Below are 16174 nucleotides of genomic sequence, written 5' to 3' on the forward strand. Positions count from 1 at the left end.
GTGGATACCGTCTTATGGAGCAAAACCCGCAGTCACAGCTGAAGCTACTTGTCACCCGTGGTAAGGAGCAAGGCTATCTGACCTATGCTGAGGTCAATGACCATCTGCCGGAAGATATCGTCGACTCCGATCAGATCGAAGACATCATCCAGATGATTAACGACATGGGCATCCAGGTGATGGAAGAAGCACCGGACGCCGATGACCTGCTGCTCGCCGAAAACTCGAACAGCACGGACGAAGATGCGGAAGAAGCCGCCGCACAGGTTCTGTCCAGCGTGGAATCCGAAATCGGCCGCACCACCGACCCGGTGCGCATGTACATGCGCGAAATGGGTACCGTCGAACTGCTGACGCGCGAAGGCGAAATCGACATCGCCAAGCGCATCGAAGACGGCATCAACCAGGTGCAGTGCTCGGTTGCCGAATACCCGGAAGCCATCACCTACCTGCTTGAGCAGTACGATCGCGTCGAAGCGGGCGAAGCGCGCCTGTCCGATCTGATCACCGGCTTCGTCGATCCTAACGCGGAAGAGGACATCGCCCCAACCGCGACCCACATCGGTTCCGAACTGTCGAGCGAAGAGCAAGACGACGACGAAGAAGATGAGGATGCCGAAGACGACGACACCGAAGACGACAACAGCATCGATCCTGAGCTGGCGCGTCAGAAGTTCGCCGAACTGCGCGATCAGTATGAAGCGACGCGTCTGGTGATCAAAAAGAACGGCCGCAGCCACGCCAGCGCCGCGGACGAGATCCTGAAGCTGTCTGAAGTGTTCAAGCAGTTCCGCCTGGTGCCGAAACAGTTCGACTTCCTGGTCAACAGCATGCGCACCATGATGGATCGCGTTCGCACCCAGGAACGCATCATCATGAAGCTGTGCGTTGAACAGTGCAAAATGCCGAAGAAAAACTTCGTCACCCTGTTCGCCGGCAACGAAACCAGCGATTCCTGGTTCGAAGCCGCACTGGCGATGGCCAAGCCATGGTCGGAAAAGCTGAAAGACGTTGCTGAAGACGTGCAGCGCAGCCTGCAGAAACTGCGTCAGATCGAAGAAGAAACCGGCCTGACCATCGAGCAGGTCAAAGACATCAACCGTCGCATGTCGATCGGTGAAGCGAAAGCTCGCCGCGCGAAGAAAGAGATGGTTGAGGCCAACCTGCGTCTGGTTATTTCCATCGCCAAGAAATACACCAACCGCGGCCTGCAGTTCCTGGATCTGATCCAGGAAGGCAACATCGGCCTGATGAAAGCGGTAGACAAGTTCGAATACCGCCGCGGCTACAAGTTCTCGACGTACGCCACCTGGTGGATCCGTCAGGCTATCACCCGCTCCATCGCCGACCAGGCGCGCACCATCCGTATTCCGGTGCATATGATTGAGACCATCAACAAGCTCAACCGTATTTCGCGCCAGATGCTGCAAGAGATGGGCCGCGAGCCGACGCCGGAAGAGCTGGCCGAGCGCATGCTGATGCCGGAAGACAAGATCCGCAAGGTGCTGAAGATCGCCAAAGAGCCAATCTCGATGGAAACGCCGATCGGCGACGACGAAGATTCGCATCTGGGCGACTTCATCGAGGATACCACCCTCGAGCTGCCGCTGGATTCCGCGACTTCGGAAAGCCTGCGTTCCGCCACCCACGACGTGCTGGCCGGCCTGACCGCGCGCGAAGCGAAAGTGCTGCGCATGCGTTTCGGCATCGACATGAACACCGACCACACGCTGGAAGAGGTTGGCAAGCAGTTTGACGTTACCCGTGAGCGTATTCGTCAGATCGAAGCCAAGGCGCTGCGCAAGCTGCGTCACCCAAGCCGCTCCGAAGTGCTGCGCAGCTTCCTGGACGACTAAGTCCGGCGGTTGCACTCAAAACAAAAACCCCGGCCTGCCGGGGTTTTTTTATGCCTCAGAACATGCTGTTGCCGCTGGCGGTCTTCTCCGGCACCGGCTGCGTCACGTCCCAGTGCTCAACGATTTTTCCGGCGCTGTCGAGACGGAAGATATCGATGATCGCCGCGGTTTTACCGGCCTCGCGCCCGCTGACTTCCACATGCAAAATCACATAGTCACCGTCGACGAACGCCTGTTTTACCTCACTGTGCGAGTTGGGATAACGCGTTTTCAGCAGCTCGACAAATTGACGAAAACCCGCCACGCCGTCTTTGGCGTTGGGGTTATGCTGCTTGTACTGTTCGCCCAAAAACGGCCGCGCCGCCGCAAAATCCTTGTTGTTCAGCCCCTGCCGATAAAACTCCAGCACGTTCTGCTTGTTGCGCGCTTCCTGTGGTGAATGCCCCGCCTGGGCAGCGCCGGTCACCAATAACAGCGCCATCACACAGCCTTTCATTATCGATGTCATCGCATACTCCCTTATGTCATTGCAGCGCCAGGAACAGCTCGCGATAGCTGGCGGTAAGCTGCTCCAACGTGGCGCGGTTCAATCCGCTGGGGTTGGGCAATACCCACACCTCGGTTTGCCCCAGCATCATCGCCTGCTTGCCCCAGGGCGCGTTTTTCACCCCGAAGGCGGTGGTGAACGCCTGCTTGCCTAAAATCGCCAACGCGCGCGGCTGATAGCGCAGGATCTTCTCTTGCAGCGCCTCACCGCCGCTGCGCAACTCGTCGCGCGACAGCTCGCTGGCCGCCACCGTCGGGCGCGCCACCAGCGCGGTAATGCCGCAGTCGTTATCCTTCAGCTGCTGCCACTGCTCCGGTGCCAACTGGCTCTCGGTAAAGCCGGCCTGATGGATCACCTTCCAGAAACGGTTGCTGCCGTTGGCGAAAGGGTAGCCCTGATGGGCGGAAGAAAGGCCGGGGTTGATGCCGCAAAACACCACCCGCAGGCCAGGCGCCAGAAGTTCCATGAGTATCGTGAGTCCATTGCAGGGATTTACTGCGGTTATCGCAAAATCCGCCAGCAATTACAACAGGCTAGAACTGCGCAGAAAAGCAACATACGGGCGGGTAACAGTAGACCGCCGCTTAAGGATTCCCTATAATCTCGCGGCTTGGCCCCTTAGCTCAGTGGTTAGAGCAGGCGACTCATAATCGCTTGGTCGTTGGTTCAAACCCAACAGGGGCCACCAAATTTTAGCTGATATAACAGTAAATTAAGCCAGCCTGTGTGCTGGCTTTTTTAATGTCTGAAATAACGATGCCCCTTCACGCATTGCAGGCATGTTATAACAAACAACGGACGCAGCCTGATTTACGAGCGGTTTTTCCCGGATAGGATACGGCAAACAAGTCATGCTTGGCTGAATCTTGCAAAACCCCATAACAACGAGCGAATTGAGTCATGAAACTTGAATTTATCCGCCTCAGCGCCATCGATCGCAGTGAGATCGTTGCCCTAAATACTCACCCATTGGTTTTGCGACAAATGCCGCTGGGGGACTCAAGCTTCGATGACGCTGCATGTCTGGAATGGGTAAAAGGTAAAGAATCTCAATGGGATGAGCACGGCTACGGCCCCTGGGCATTTACGCTAGACGGCAAGTTCGTCGGCTGGGGTGGCCTGCAAGATGAAAATGGGGACGCTGACTTAGCCTTAGTACTTCATCCCGATTATTGGGGGCTGGGAAAGCAGATTTATAACGAAATTGTGGATCGCGCTTTTAACCAGATGGGCTTCGAATCCATTACCATCCTGCTCCCTCCTACCAGGGTAAGAATTAAAGCGATATTCCGCCTGGGTTTCCAATGCGATGGCGATATCGACTATGACGGCGTCCGATTTAATCGCTATCGCCTGTACGCGCCACGGTCACGGTGAAGCCGCCATCTTTGTCGCAAGCCATCCTGTCCGGGATGGCTTTTTTGTTTCCCGCCGCCGTGCCACACTTCCCTCTCGGCATACCTGATTTATTCCGACTCATAAGGACCCCGCATGATCGTCAACTGCGACCACGACAACCTCGATGCCTGGCTGGCTCTGCGCTCGGCGCTGTGGCCCACCTGCCCGCAGGAAGAACACCGCGCAGAAATGCGCGAAATATTGGCTTCGCCGCACCACACCGCGTTTATGGCGCGGGGGCTGGATGGCGTTTTTGTCGCCTTTGCCGAGGTCGCGCTGCGCTACGATTATGTCAACGGCTGCGAATCGTCGCCGGTGGCGTTTTTGGAAGGGATTTATACCGTCGAACGCGCCCGCCGCCAGGGCTGGGCGGCGCGTTTGATCGCGCAGGTGCAAGAGTGGGCCAAGCAGCAGGGGTGCAGCGAGCTGGCGTCGGATACCGACATCGCCAATCTGGACTCCCAGCGCCTGCATGCGGCGCTGGGCTTTGCAGAAACGGAGCGGGTGGTGTTTTACCGCAAAACGCTGGGCTGATCAGGCGGCCTTGCTTTGCCGCTGATGCGCCAGCTGCTCGGCGCGCAGCAGGATCTCCTGCAGATCGTCCTCGTCGATATCGAACAGATCTCCCTCCATCAGCGCCTCGTGCAGATCGGCGCGGGTGATGGCAACGGCATCGATCGGCAGATTGGCCGGCTTGGCCTCCGCCGGCGCCAGCGCGTGCGGGTAGCGTCGCCCGGCCAGGTTATTGAACAGAATGGCCAGCGCCGCCAGCAGCACCGAGTTCAGCAGCACCGGGTACAGCACAAAGTGATAGCCCATCTGGTGAATGCCGGGGCCACCGAGGATGGCGGTCAGCGCCACCGCGCCGCCCGGCGGATGCAGGCAGCGCAGCTTGAACATCAGGCCGATGGCCACCGCCGCCGCCGCGCCGCAGGCCAGGCCCGGATCGGGGATCAGCAGACCGACGCTGACGCCCACCGTCGCCGCCAGCGCATTGCCGCCGACGATCGACCAGGGCTGCGCCAGTGGGCTGTTGGGCACGCCGAACAGCAGCACCGCCGAAGCGCCCATCGGCGCGATAAACCACAGGTTCACCTCACCCAAAATAAAGTGGCTGATCCAGCCGGCGAGCATCAGCCCCAAACCGGCGCCGACGCTGGAAATCAGCATCTCTCGCTTGCCCACCGCCAGCGGGTGCGGCCACAGGCGCGCAACTCCCACTCTTACCCGTTCTATCCACTGCGTCTTCATGTTACCCGATACGGCTCAATTCACGTGTTGGCAACAAATATATCACGTCGCGCCAGCGCCGCCGTCCGCCGCGTCATAAAAGAACTTTTAGGCTAACAGATTGATTTTTAGCCTCCCCTCAACAATGATGAATGTTCCCCCCTTAACCCCGAGGAACCGCCGATGTCTCAACCGATCACCGAGCTTTACACCGACAGTGAATTTTTCAGCCCGTACGCCATGTCCGCCTTTGTCGTGCTGACGGAAAAAGGCATTCCGTTCACCGTGAAGCCGGTGGACCTGGCGAAAGAAGAGAACAAAGAGGCGGCCTACGCGGCGCTGTCGCTCACCCGCCGGGTGCCGACGCTGGCGATCGGCGAGTTCCAGCTCTCGGAGTCTTCGGCGATCGCCGAATACCTGGAAGACATCCACCCGGCCCACGCCGTATACCCGCGCGACGTGAAGCTGCGCGCCAAGGCGCGCGAGATCCAGGCCTGGCTGCGCAGCGATCTGCTGCCGATCCGCGCCGAGCGCTCGACCGAGGTGGTGTTCAACAACGGCAAGTTCCCGCCGCTGTCCGAAGCCGCGCAGGAGGCCGCGCGCAAGCTGATCGCCGCCGTAGAAAAACTGCTGAGCCACGGGCAGGACAATCTGTTCAGGGAGTGGTGCATCGCCGACACCGATCTGGCGCTGATGCTTAACCGGCTGGTGATGCACGGCGATCCGGTGCCGGAGCGAGTGCGCCACTATGCGCACAAGCAGTGGCAGCGCCCGTCGGTGCAGGCCTGGCTGGCATTGTCGGAAAAACGGCGCGCGTGAGAAAAAAATCGGCGGCCACGACGCCGCCGTTCTCAATGCCGAGAAACAACATCACTGCTTGAGGGAAGGCAAATCACCATCCAGAGGGCAGATAGCCTAACAATGAAGCGATGGCGTACACCGCGCTGGCCAGGTACAGCAACACAATGCTGATCTGCAGCAGCGGATGCGTGATCCAGTTACACTGCCAGCGTGGGGTTTGGTCGCCGTGTTTGCGCGCGCCGCGCAGGATCAGCATCGGCATGATCGACAGGATCACCCCGCTGAACACCCCGGCGAAGTAGAGCGCGTTGACGAACGACACCAGCCCGCTGTAGGCCAGCACGAACGGCGGCACCACCACCAGCAGCAGCACGCCGAAACGGCGCAGCGGCAGCTCGTCGTTGCCCAGCCTAAACTTGTCGAAAATATTGGTCAGAAAGCTGCCGCCCAATCCCCAGTACGAGGTCAGCATCGCGCACAGCGCAAAGATGTTGGCGGAGAAGAACGCCCACTGCCCCAGCGCCTGGCCCCAGGAAATGGTGGCCACGTCGGAGATGTCATCCAGCCCGCTGAGCGCAATCACCGACATCGGCACCGCCGCCAGCAAAATGAACGTCACCACCATGCCGACAATGATCGCCTTCGGCAGTTGCTCCGGTTTGTCGGCAAAGCCGCGCGCCATTTCCGGCACGATGTATTGCGCCGAGAAGCAGAACACCACCACGTTGAACACCGGCACCATATAGCGCCAGTCGCCGTCTAACAGGTTGCGCATCTGGGTGGTGTCTTTCAGCAGCGTCGCCGCCACCAGGGCGGTCAACATCACCACCATGCCGATGCTGATGAACTTCTCGCCGCGGCCAATCGCTTTCAAACCGAGGTACAGCACGCCGGCGGCGGGCACGAAGAACAGCAGGCTGCCCAGCGCCGGCGAGATGCCGAACAGCGATTGCAGCAGCTTGCCGCTGCCGGTCATATAGGCGGTGAGCGCCCCAACGCTGTTGACGCACACCGAAGCGAACATCAGCCAGGCGCCCAGGCCGCCGACGTAGCGCTTCGCCAGCCCGCTCAGCTGCAGATGCGCGCGGGTGCGCAGCGTGGATTCGGCAACGTACAGCATGGTGATGGTGGTCAGGCTTCCCACCAGCACCAGCCAGAACAGCAGCGGCAGAAAGCCGGCCTTGCTGGAGGCGTAGGCGATGGAGAGCACCCCGGCGCCGATGTTGGTGCCGACGATCATCGCCACCCCTTCGAGGAAACTTAACGATTTGGCGGGTGCAGGTGCTCGCACCCCGGCGGCAAGCGCCGGAGAAACAGAGATATTATCAGACATGCATCATCCTTTATCGCCCGGCGACGCTGGCCGCCGGGATGGGTTAACGTCCTGACGCTCAACAGCTCACATCGATACACAGGTATTTCAGCTCCAGATATTCTTCTATCCCGTAGCGCGATCCTTCACGCCCGAGCCCTGACTGTTTCACGCCGCCGAACGGCGCCACTTCGTTGGAAATCAGCCCGGTGTTGATGCCGACCATGCCGTACTCCAGCGCCTCCGGCACGCGCCACTGGCGCGCGGCGTTCTGCGTGAACAGGTAGGCGGCCAGGCCGAATTCGGTGTCGTTGGCCATGGCGATGGCTTCTGCCTCGTCATGGAAGCGGAACAGCGGCGCCACCGGCCCGAAGGTCTCTTCTTTGGCGAAGCGCATCTTCTGCGTCACGCCGGTCACCACCGTTGGCTGGAAGAAGGTGCCGCCCAGCGCGTGCGGCTGGCCACCGGTGGCGATCTGCGCCCCTTTGATCAGCGCGTCGTCGATATGGCTCTGCACCTTCGCCACCGCATCGCTGTCGATCAGCGGCCCCTGGGTGGTGCCTTCCTGGCTGCCGTCTCCCACTTTCAACTGCTCGACCGCCGCCACCAGTTTCTCCGCCAGCCGCTCGTAGATGCCGTCCTGCACGTAGATACGGTTGGCGCACACGCAGGTCTGGCCGCTGTTGCGGAATTTGGAGGCCATGATGCCCGCCACCGCCGCGTCCAGATTGGCGTCGTCAAACACGATGACCGGCGCATTGCCGCCCAGCTCCAGCGACAGTTTCTTGATGCTCGGCGCGCACTGCGCCATCAGGATGCGGCCGACCTCGGTCGAACCGGTAAAGCTCAGCTTGCGCACCACCGGGCTGTCGCACAGCACTCTGCCCACCTGCGCCGCTTCGCCGGTCACCACCTGCAACACGCCGGCGGGAATGCCGGCGTCCTGTGCCAGCTTGGCCAGCGCCAGCGCGGTCAGCGGCGTTTGCTCGGCCGGTTTGACGATGATGGCGCAACCGGCCGCCAGCGCCGGCGCCACCTTGCGGGTGATCATCGCCGCCGGGAAATTCCACGGGGTGATGGCCGCGCACACGCCGATCGGCTGCTTCACCACCACCAGACGCTGCGAAGCCTGCGGCGCCTGCAATACCGCGCCGTCCACCCGCTTGGCCTCTTCGGCGAACCAGGTGATGAACGACGCGGCGTACGCCACTTCGCCGCGCGCTTCCGCCAGCGATTTGCCCTGCTCGGCAGTCATCAGCTGCGCCAGATCTTCCTGTGCGGCCAGCACCTTATCAGCCCAGGCCAACAGCAGCGCGGAACGCTGCTTGGCGGTCAGCTGTTTCCAGTCGTTTTGCGCCCGCTGCGCCGCCGCGATCGCCTGCTGGGTTTCCTCTTCGCTGACCAGCGGAATGCTGGCCAGTTCGGCGCCGGTGGCCGGGTTGATCACCGCTTCGCGCTTGCCGCTCAGGGCGTCGCACCATTCGCCGTTGATCAGACACTGGCTGCGCAACAGCTCGGGATTGTTCAATTTCATGCCGTTCGCTCCTTAGTGGGCCAGCGCGCGGGACAGAATGCCCATCGCCTTGGTGAACTGATCGTCCGGAATGGTCAGCGGGTAGAGGAAGCGGATCACGTTGCCGTTCACACCGCAGCTCAGCAGCAGCAGCCCTTCCTCCATCGCCTTCTGCTGCACCTGACGGGTGATCTCAGCCGAAGGCTTGCCGGTAGCCGGATCGTTGAACTCCACCGCCACCATCGATCCCTGCGCGCGCACATCGGCGATCGCCGGGCTGGTTTTGCGCGCCTGCTGCAACACTTCCACCAGGTGCTGCCCCAAGCGCTCGGCGCGCTGGCACAGCTGCTCTTCTTCGATCACGTCCAGCACCGCGTGCGCGGCGGCCACCGCCAGCGGGTTACCGGCATAGGTGCCGCCCAGCCCGCCCGGCGCCGGCGCGTCCATCACCTCGGCGCGGCCCGCCACCGCCGACAGCGGCATGCCGCCCGCCAGGCTTTTCGCCATAGTGATCAAATCGGGCTTAACGCTGTAGTGCTCCATGGCGAACAGCTTGCCGGTACGGGCGAAGCCGGTCTGCACTTCGTCGGCGATCAGCAGGATGCCGTGCTGGTCGCACAGCGCGCGCAGCGCCTGCATGAAATCGGCCGGCGCCACGTTGAAACCGCCCTCGCCCTGCACCGGCTCCAGCACAATGGCCGCCACCTGTTTGGGATCGATATCCGCTTTAAACAGGCGATCCAGGCTGTTCATCGCGTCTTCGGTGGTCACGCCGTACAGCGCGTTCGGGTACTGGCCGTGGAACACCGAGCCGGGGAATGGGCCAAAGCCCAGTTTGTAAGGCGCCACTTTGCCGGTCAGCGCCATGGTCATATAGGTGCGGCCGTGGAAGCCGCCGCCGAAGGTGATCAAGCCCGGACGGCCGGTGTAAGCGCGGGCGATCTTCACCGCGTTTTCCACCGCTTCCGCGCCGGTGGTGAAGAAAGCGGTTTTACACGGACCGGCGATCGGCGCGCGCTGGTTGATGCGCTCCGCCAAAGAAACATAGCTTTCGTAAGGAACGATCTGATAGGCGGTGTGGGTGAAGGCCTGCAGCTGCTTTTCAATTGCGGCGATCACCTTCGGGTGACGGTGCCCGGTGTTCAGCACGGCGATCCCCGAAGCAAAGTCGATCACTTCTTTGCCTTCCACATCCCACAGCGTGGCGTTCTCTGCGCGCTCGGCGTAAAAACCACACATCACGCCCACTCCGCGCGGGGTGGCGTCCTGACGGCGTTGGTTCAATTCTGCGTTTTTCATGCTGTTCTCTCCGGTCGGTGCCAGTTACACGTTTCGTTCACATTCGTGAAACAATGCCGTTTATTTACACAGGATGTGGCCCTATAATCGAGTGCCAGTTACGAATAATTGAGGGATCCAATTGCGCTCATTGAGTGGTGATCTGTTGCTGCAGCGCCTCGGCGAACAGCCCGATGACAAGCTGCACAAGCGGCTTTACAACGCGATCCGCACCAGCATTCTCGACGGCAGCCTGCCGCCCTCCAGCCGCCTGCCCGCCTCGCGCGATCTGGCGCAGGAGCTCAGCCTGTCCCGCAACACCGTGTTAACCGTTTATGAACAACTGCTGGCGGAAGGCTACGTGTCGGCGCGCGCCGGCAGCGGCACCTTCGTCGCCGACACGGTGCCGGACAGCTGCCTCTCCACCGGCGGCGCCCCGGCGGACGGCAGCGGGCAACCGCGACGCGTCGAACTGTCGGCGCGCGGCGCCACGCTGCTGCACCACGCCAGCGCCAGCCCCAAACAGTGGGGGGCGTTCATTCCCGGCGTCCCTGACGTCAACGCCTTTCCCCATCAGTTGTTCAGCAAGATCCAGGCGCGCCTCAGCCGCCGCCCGACGCCGCAGCGGCTGACCTACAGCAATCAGGGCGGCAGCCCGGAGCTGCAGCATGCGTTGGTGGAGTATTTACGGGTGGCGCGCTCGGTGCGCTGTTCGCCGGAACAGATCCTGATCACCGAGGGCATCCATCAGGCGATCGATCTGGTGACGCGCATGTTGTGCAATCCGGGGGATGACGCCTGGATCGAAGAGCCGGGCTATTGGGGGATCCGCAATATTCTGCGCATCAATGCGCTGAACATCTGCCCGCTGGCGGTGGACGAAGCCGGGCTGGTGCCGCCGGAGCAGCCGACCAACCCGCCGCGGCTGATCTTCGTCACCCCGTCGCACCAGTATCCGCTCGGCTCGGTGATGAGCCTGGCGCGCCGCCAACGGCTGCTGGCGCTGGCGCGCAACGCCGGCGCTTGGATCGTCGAGGACGACTACGACAGCGAATTCCGCTTTTCCGGCCAACCGATCCCGGCGCTGCAAGGGCTGGAAGCCGACGCGCCGGTGATTTACATCGGCACCTTCAGCAAAACACTCTACCCGGCGCTGCGCCTCGGCTATGTGGTGTTGCCGCCGCCACTGGTGCAGGCGCTGAAAACCGCCCACGCCGAGCTGTACCGCGGCGGGCACCTGCTGATCCAGAGCGCGCTGGCGGAGTTCATCCAGGCGGGGCACTACACCGCGCATATCCGCCGCATGCGGCTGCTGTACGCCCGGCGGCGCGCCTTCCTGACCGGCTTGATCGAACGGCACCTCGGCAAACAGGCGCTCAGCGAGTTCAACAGCAACGCCGGATTGCACCTGATCCTCAACCTGCCGGACGAGGCCGACGACGTGGCGATCGCCGCCGCCGCCGGCGCGCAAGGGGTGCTGGTGCGGCCGCTGTCGCGCTACTACATGCTGCCCAATCGGCGGCGCGGCCTGCTGATGGGTTTTGCCTGCGTGCCGGAAGAGCAGATGGCCGCCGCCTTCACCCAACTGCTGGCCTGCATCAACGCCCCGCACTAAGTCAGAGCGCCGCCCACCTGCCTCACCAGGCCTGAAGCCACCAGCCGTCCGCCTGTCGGTGCAGGCGGTGCGTCGGCCGCAGCGCCTGCAGGAAGTCTTCGTCGTGCGACACCACCAGCATCGCGCCGGGGAAATCCGCCAGCGCGGTTTCAATCGCCAACGACGACGCCAGATCCAGGTGGTTGGTCGGCTCGTCGAGCAACAGCAGCTGCGCCGGTTGTCGCCGCCACAGCGCGCAGGCCAACGCCGCCTTGAGCCGTTCACCGCCGCTCAGCGAGCCCAGCGGCAACGCGATGCGATCCGCGCCAAGCTGCAACTGCGCCAGCCGGGTGCGCAGCGCGCCTTCCGCCAACGGCGAATCCTGTAGCCCCAGATGCTCCATCACCGACAGGCCCGGGTCGAGCTGCGACAGGGTTTGATCGAGGTAGGCGGTCGACAGCGGACAATGACAATGGCCGGAAAGCGCCGCCAGCCGGCCGAGAATAGTCTCCAGCAAGGTGGATTTGCCGCAGCCGTTGGGGCCGGTCAACGCCACGCGCATCGGGCCGTCGATACGCAGATCGAGCGGCGGCGCGCTGACGAACGGCAGCTGCAGCCGCTCGAGCACCAGCACCTGCTTGTTCGCGTTCACTTCGCTGCCCGGCAGCGCCAGCAACACCGGCTGTTCCTCTTCCACCCGCTGGTAGGCTTCGCGCACCGCCGCATCGAGGCTGTCGCGCCGATCCTGATGCTGTTTGCGCAGCGTGCCGAGGCTCTCTTTCGCCGCCGACTTGTAGGCCACCCGCTCGAAAGAGGCGATATTCAGCGTATCGACGACGCGCAGCGTTTGCGCCGAGCGCCGCTGGCTCATGTCGTGCTCTTTCTGTTGGCGGGCGCGGGTACGGCGGCGCTCCTCGCGCGCATGCTCCAGATCGGAGCGCGCCGCCTGCTGCTCCGTATCGCGCTGGCGACGGTAGTCATCATAGTTGCCGCCGTAGCTGCGCAGCGCGCCGGGCGTCAATTCGACGATGCGCTCCATGCGCGCCAGCAGCTGCCGGTCATGGCTGGCGATCAGCAACCCGCCCCGCCACTGATCCAGCTGCTGATACAGCCAGGCGCGCCCGACGCTGTCGAGGTGGTTGGTCGGTTCGTCCAGCAGCAGAAAATCCGCCTCGCCGAGCAAGGCGCCGCACAGCGCCGCGCGCATCCGCTCGCCACCGCTCAGCGAACCGGCGGATCGCAACGGATCGAAGGCCGGCAGCCCGGCGGCGGCGAAGGCGTTTTGCAGGCGATCGTGGAGATCCCATCGCCCTTCCAGACGATCGATATCGTCCGCCAGCGGCCGCCCCTGCTCGAGACGCGCCAGCGCGGCGAACGCCTCGCCATAGCCCAACAGCTGGGCCAGCGTGGTGTCCGCGGCGATCTCCGGTTGCTGTGCAACGTAAGCTACTGCGGCATGAGATTCGACGTGCCCGTTGCCCGGTTGATCCAGCCCGGCGATCAGGCGCAGCAGCTGGGTTTTGCCGACGCCGTTGCGCCCTACCAGGCCGCAGCGCTGCCGGTCGAAAGCGAGATCCAGCGGGCCGAACAGCGTTTCGCCGTCAGCAAATTGGCAGGTCAGTTGATGTAAAACGAAATAAGGGGACTGCGCTGAATGAGCCATAAGCACTCCTGAATGAGATCAAAACATCCCCACAGGGCGCGAGAGCGCACAGCGTGGGACACGATATCAACAGGTGTGGGTGTTCATTTTCGGTAATGGCTCCGCAGAGAGAAGGTATTTACAACGCGTAAAGGCTAACCGATCTTTTGTTCGTTATGCAAACAGAGTCTGAGATTCATGACATCTATCACATTCGGCGCAACGCAAATTCCCAAGCGGCGCGACAACGGCTAGATTTATCTCATCCGACCACTTGTGTTCACATAATAATAACAGATGCTCATCCCCAATCGCTTTCAACCTGCAGCTAGGCGGCAAGTTCGGGCGTTCCCAGGAGCTTACTCAAGTAAGTGACTGGGGCGAGCGAACGCAGGCAACAACGCTGCAGGTTGAAAGAGGCGGGGGATGAACGATGGAGAGTGCAATGAGCAATTACCCTCACCTGCTGGCGCCGCTGGATCTCGGCTTCACCACCCTGAAAAATCGGGTGCTGATGGGATCGATGCATACCGGCCTGGAAGAGCTGCCCGACGGCCCGCAGCGCCTGGCCGCGTTCTATGCCGAGCGCGCCGCCGCCGGCGTGGCGCTGATCGTCACCGGCGGCATTGCCCCGAACGAACAGGGCGTGGTGTTTCGCGGCGGTTCGATCCTCAACAGCGAGGAGCAATTGCCTCACCACCGCCCGGTGACTGAAGCCGTCCACCGGGCGGGCGGCAAAATTGCGCTGCAGATCCTGCACACCGGCCGCTACAGCTATCAACCCAAGCTGGTGGCCCCTTCCGCGCTGCAGGCGCCGATCAACCCGTTTACGCCGAGCGCGCTCAGCGCAGCGGAGATCGAGCAGACTATCGCCGACTTCGCCCGCTGCGCGGCGCTGGCGCAGCAGGCCGGCTATGACGGCGTTGAGGTGATGGGATCCGAGGGTTATCTGATCAACCAATTCTTGACGACGCGCACCAATCAGCGCGACGACCAATGGGGCGGCAGCTTCACCAACCGCATGCGCTTCGCCGTCGAGACCGTCAGGGCGGTACGCCAGGCCGTGGGCCCGGAATTCATTCTGATCTACCGGCTGTCGATGCTCGATCTGGTGGAAGACGGCTCCAGCTGGCAGGAGATCGAGCAGCTGGCGCTGGCGATCGAACAGGCGGGCGCCACGATCATCAATACCGGCATCGGCTGGCACGAAGCGCGTATTCCGACCATCGCCACCATGGTGCCGCGCGCCGGATTCAGCTGGGTGACCCGCAAGCTGATGGGCAAGGTCAGCATCCCGCTGATCACCACCAACCGCATCAACGATCCGGCGGTGGCCGAGCAGGTGCTGGCGGACGGCTGCGCCGACATGGTGTCGATGGCGCGTCCGTTCCTCGCCGACGCCGCCTTTGTGCAGAAAGCCGCCGAGGGGCGCGCCGACGAGATCAATACCTGCATCGGTTGCAACCAGGCCTGCCTCGACCAGATCTTTGAAGGCAAGCTGACTTCCTGTCTGGTCAACCCGCGCGCCTGCCGTGAAACCGAAATGCCGCTGACGATGGCGGAAAAGCCGAAAAAACTGGCGGTGGTCGGCGCCGGCCCCGCCGGGCTGGCGTTTGCCACCACCGCCGCCAGCCGTGGTCATCAGGTGACGCTGTTCGACGCCGCCGAGCAGATCGGCGGCCAGTTCAACATCGCCAAGCAGATCCCCGGCAAGGAAGAATTCCATGAAACCCTGCGTTACTTCCGCCGTCAGCTGGCGCTGCGTGAAGTGACGGTCAAACTGGGCGTCAAGGTCGAGGCGGCGGATTTAAGCGAATTCGATGAGGTGATCCTCGCCTGCGGCATCGTGCCGCGCACCCCGGATATTCCCGGCATCGGGCACGCCAAGGTGCTGAGCTATCTGGATGTGCTGCGCGATAAAAAACCGGTCGGCCAGCGGGTGGCGATCATCGGCGCCGGCGGCATCGGCTTCGACACCGCCGAGTACCTTAGCCAGCACGGCGTCTCCAGCAGCCTGGATCAGACGGAATTCAACCGCGAATGGGGCATCGACGGCCGCCTTGAACAGCGCGGCGGGCTGGCGGCGCAAGGCCCGCAGGCACCGCGCGCCGCCCGGCAGATCTACCTGTTGCAGCGCAAAACCAGCAAGGTGGGCGAAGGCCTGGGGAAAACCACCGGTTGGATCCACCGCGCCAGCCTGGCGATGCGCGGCGTGAAGATGCTCAATAGCGTCAGCTATCGGCTGATCGACGACGAAGGGCTGCACATCACCCGCGCCGAGCAAGACAGCTGCCTGCCGGTGGACACGGTGGTCATTTGCGCCGGGCAGGAACCGCGCCGCGAACTGCAGCAGCCGCTGCTGGCGATGGGGAAAACCGTGCATCTGATCGGCGGCGCCGACGTGGCCGCCGAGCTGGACGCCCGCCGCGCGATCGATCAGGGCACGCGGCTGGCGATGGCGCTGTAAAAAAGGGGCGCATCGCGCCCCTGATATTGATGACAAATCTCATCCCCATGCCGGGTTGGCAGAGAGCAGCGAATAGAAAACAAGGAAAATCAATTTATTGATTTTCGGCTGATAACCACAAAGGGGGAAAAACCACGCTTTTTCCCCCTTTGTCTACAGCCTGAGGGGCGTATCGCGCCCCTTGTTATTCACGCTCAGCGACGCGCGCCGGATTTCACCGCTCTCAAGATCACGAACTTCTTGTTCGAGGCCACCAGCGTGCAGTTGCCGAACAGACGTTTGAGCTTCTGATGGTAGTCGAGGTGACGGTTGCCGACGATGCGCAGTTCGCCGCCCACTTGCAGGCAGCGCTTGGCGTCGCAGAACATCTGCCAGGCGGTGTGATCGGTAATGGCGTGTTGCTGGTGGAACGGCGGGTTGCACAGCACCGCCCGCCCGGGATCGGGAGAGCACACGGCTGAACTCCAGTCACGAGATTCCATCTCGTATGCCGTCTTCTGCTTGAAAAAAAAAAAAAAACTGTATACAGCACCGGC

13 protein-coding genes, 1 tRNA gene and 1 pseudogene are annotated in these 16174 nt (G+C 62.3%); 7 read left to right on the top strand and 8 right to left on the bottom strand.

Translation table 11 applies throughout. From position 1 onward, the window contains the following. Nucleotides 1–14: 14 nt before the first annotated feature. Nucleotides 15–1856 (top strand): RNA polymerase sigma factor RpoD, encoded by a 1842-nt coding sequence (gene rpoD / locus H7A77_RS03880; RefSeq protein ID WP_025304326.1) that lies wholly within the window; start codon nucleotides 15–17, stop codon nucleotides 1854–1856. 55 nt (nucleotides 1857–1911) lie between these two features. Here rpoD and H7A77_RS03885 read toward each other — a convergent pair whose 3' ends face one another. Together H7A77_RS03885 and mug are read right to left on the bottom strand one after the other, a co-directional pair. Then, nucleotides 1912–2364: an ester cyclase gene (locus H7A77_RS03885; RefSeq protein ID WP_033651285.1), complete on the bottom strand. Its 453-nt coding sequence runs from the start codon at nucleotides 2362–2364 to the stop codon at nucleotides 1912–1914. A 16-nt stretch (nucleotides 2365–2380) separates the two neighbouring features. After that, nucleotides 2381–2869, bottom strand: a complete 489-nt coding sequence (gene mug / locus H7A77_RS03890) for a G/U mismatch-specific DNA glycosylase (protein ID WP_072626956.1) — start codon at nucleotides 2867–2869, stop codon at nucleotides 2381–2383. Between the two features lie 146 nt (nucleotides 2870–3015). On the opposite strand from mug, the gene H7A77_RS03895 reads away from it, so the two are divergent. The 3 genes from H7A77_RS03895 to aac(6') all read left to right on the top strand — a co-directional run bounded on the left by H7A77_RS03895 (nucleotide 3016) and on the right by aac(6') (nucleotide 4335). Then, nucleotides 3016–3091: transfer RNA gene (locus tag H7A77_RS03895), tRNA-Ile, on the top strand. 212 nt (nucleotides 3092–3303) lie between these two features. Further along, nucleotides 3304–3780, top strand: a complete 477-nt coding sequence (locus H7A77_RS03900) for a GNAT family N-acetyltransferase (RefSeq protein WP_072626947.1) — start codon at nucleotides 3304–3306, stop codon at nucleotides 3778–3780. A gap of 114 nt (nucleotides 3781–3894) precedes the next feature. Continuing rightward, the gene (gene aac(6'), locus H7A77_RS03905) at nucleotides 3895–4335 is read left to right on the top strand and encodes an aminoglycoside 6'-N-acetyltransferase (RefSeq protein ID WP_147838576.1); all 441 of its coding nucleotides are present in this window, start codon (nucleotides 3895–3897) and stop codon (nucleotides 4333–4335) included. Here the strand turns inward: aac(6') and H7A77_RS03910 are convergent, their stop codons facing one another. Next, complete coding sequence (locus tag H7A77_RS03910; protein WP_089192273.1) at nucleotides 4336–5052, bottom strand: HPP family protein; 717 nt, start codon at nucleotides 5050–5052, stop codon at nucleotides 4336–4338. It abuts the gene before it with no gap. A gap of 162 nt (nucleotides 5053–5214) precedes the next feature. On the opposite strand from H7A77_RS03910, the gene yfcF reads away from it, so the two are divergent. After that, nucleotides 5215–5850: a glutathione transferase gene (gene yfcF, locus H7A77_RS03915; protein WP_004937171.1), complete on the top strand. Its 636-nt coding sequence runs from the start codon at nucleotides 5215–5217 to the stop codon at nucleotides 5848–5850. 73 nt (nucleotides 5851–5923) lie between these two features. Here the strand turns inward: yfcF and H7A77_RS03920 are convergent, their stop codons facing one another. Genes H7A77_RS03920 through H7A77_RS03930 form a run of 3 tightly spaced genes read right to left on the bottom strand, consistent with a single transcriptional unit; the run spans nucleotide 5924 to nucleotide 9956 of the window. Next, nucleotides 5924–7165, bottom strand: coding sequence for an amino acid permease (locus H7A77_RS03920; RefSeq protein WP_042785408.1), 1242 nt, complete (start codon nucleotides 7163–7165; stop codon nucleotides 5924–5926). A gap of 58 nt (nucleotides 7166–7223) precedes the next feature. Then, nucleotides 7224–8678, bottom strand: a complete 1455-nt coding sequence (locus tag H7A77_RS03925; protein WP_042785409.1) for an NAD-dependent succinate-semialdehyde dehydrogenase — start codon at nucleotides 8676–8678, stop codon at nucleotides 7224–7226. A gap of 12 nt (nucleotides 8679–8690) precedes the next feature. After that, nucleotides 8691–9956: a 4-aminobutyrate--2-oxoglutarate transaminase gene (locus H7A77_RS03930; RefSeq protein WP_079451624.1), complete on the bottom strand. Its 1266-nt coding sequence runs from the start codon at nucleotides 9954–9956 to the stop codon at nucleotides 8691–8693. Between the two features lie 121 nt (nucleotides 9957–10077). Here H7A77_RS03930 and H7A77_RS03935 point away from each other — a divergent pair, with 121 nt between their 5' ends. Beyond that, nucleotides 10078–11550, top strand: a complete 1473-nt coding sequence (locus H7A77_RS03935) for a PLP-dependent aminotransferase family protein (RefSeq protein WP_042785411.1) — start codon at nucleotides 10078–10080, stop codon at nucleotides 11548–11550. Between the two features lie 22 nt (nucleotides 11551–11572). On the opposite strand, the gene H7A77_RS03940 is transcribed toward H7A77_RS03935, so the two are convergent. Next, nucleotides 11573–13192 carry an ABC-F family ATP-binding cassette domain-containing protein gene (locus H7A77_RS03940; protein WP_182073844.1) on the bottom strand — a complete coding sequence of 540 codons (1620 nt, stop codon included), beginning with the start codon at nucleotides 13190–13192 and terminating at the stop codon, nucleotides 11573–11575. A gap of 424 nt (nucleotides 13193–13616) precedes the next feature. Between H7A77_RS03940 and H7A77_RS03945 the strand changes: the two genes are divergently transcribed. After that, nucleotides 13617–15638 (top strand): NADPH-dependent 2,4-dienoyl-CoA reductase, encoded by a 2022-nt coding sequence (locus H7A77_RS03945; RefSeq protein WP_182073845.1) that lies wholly within the window; start codon nucleotides 13617–13619, stop codon nucleotides 15636–15638. A 194-nt stretch (nucleotides 15639–15832) separates the two neighbouring features. Here the strand turns inward: H7A77_RS03945 and H7A77_RS03950 are convergent. Continuing rightward, nucleotides 15833–16072, bottom strand: a pseudogene (locus tag H7A77_RS03950) (methyltransferase); the annotation flags it as partial. Nucleotides 16073–16174: the final 102 nt, after the last annotated feature.

The organism is Serratia sp. ME47 (assembly GCF_903970925.1).
Taxonomy (GTDB): domain Bacteria; phylum Pseudomonadota; class Gammaproteobacteria; order Enterobacterales; family Enterobacteriaceae; genus Serratia; species Serratia ureilytica.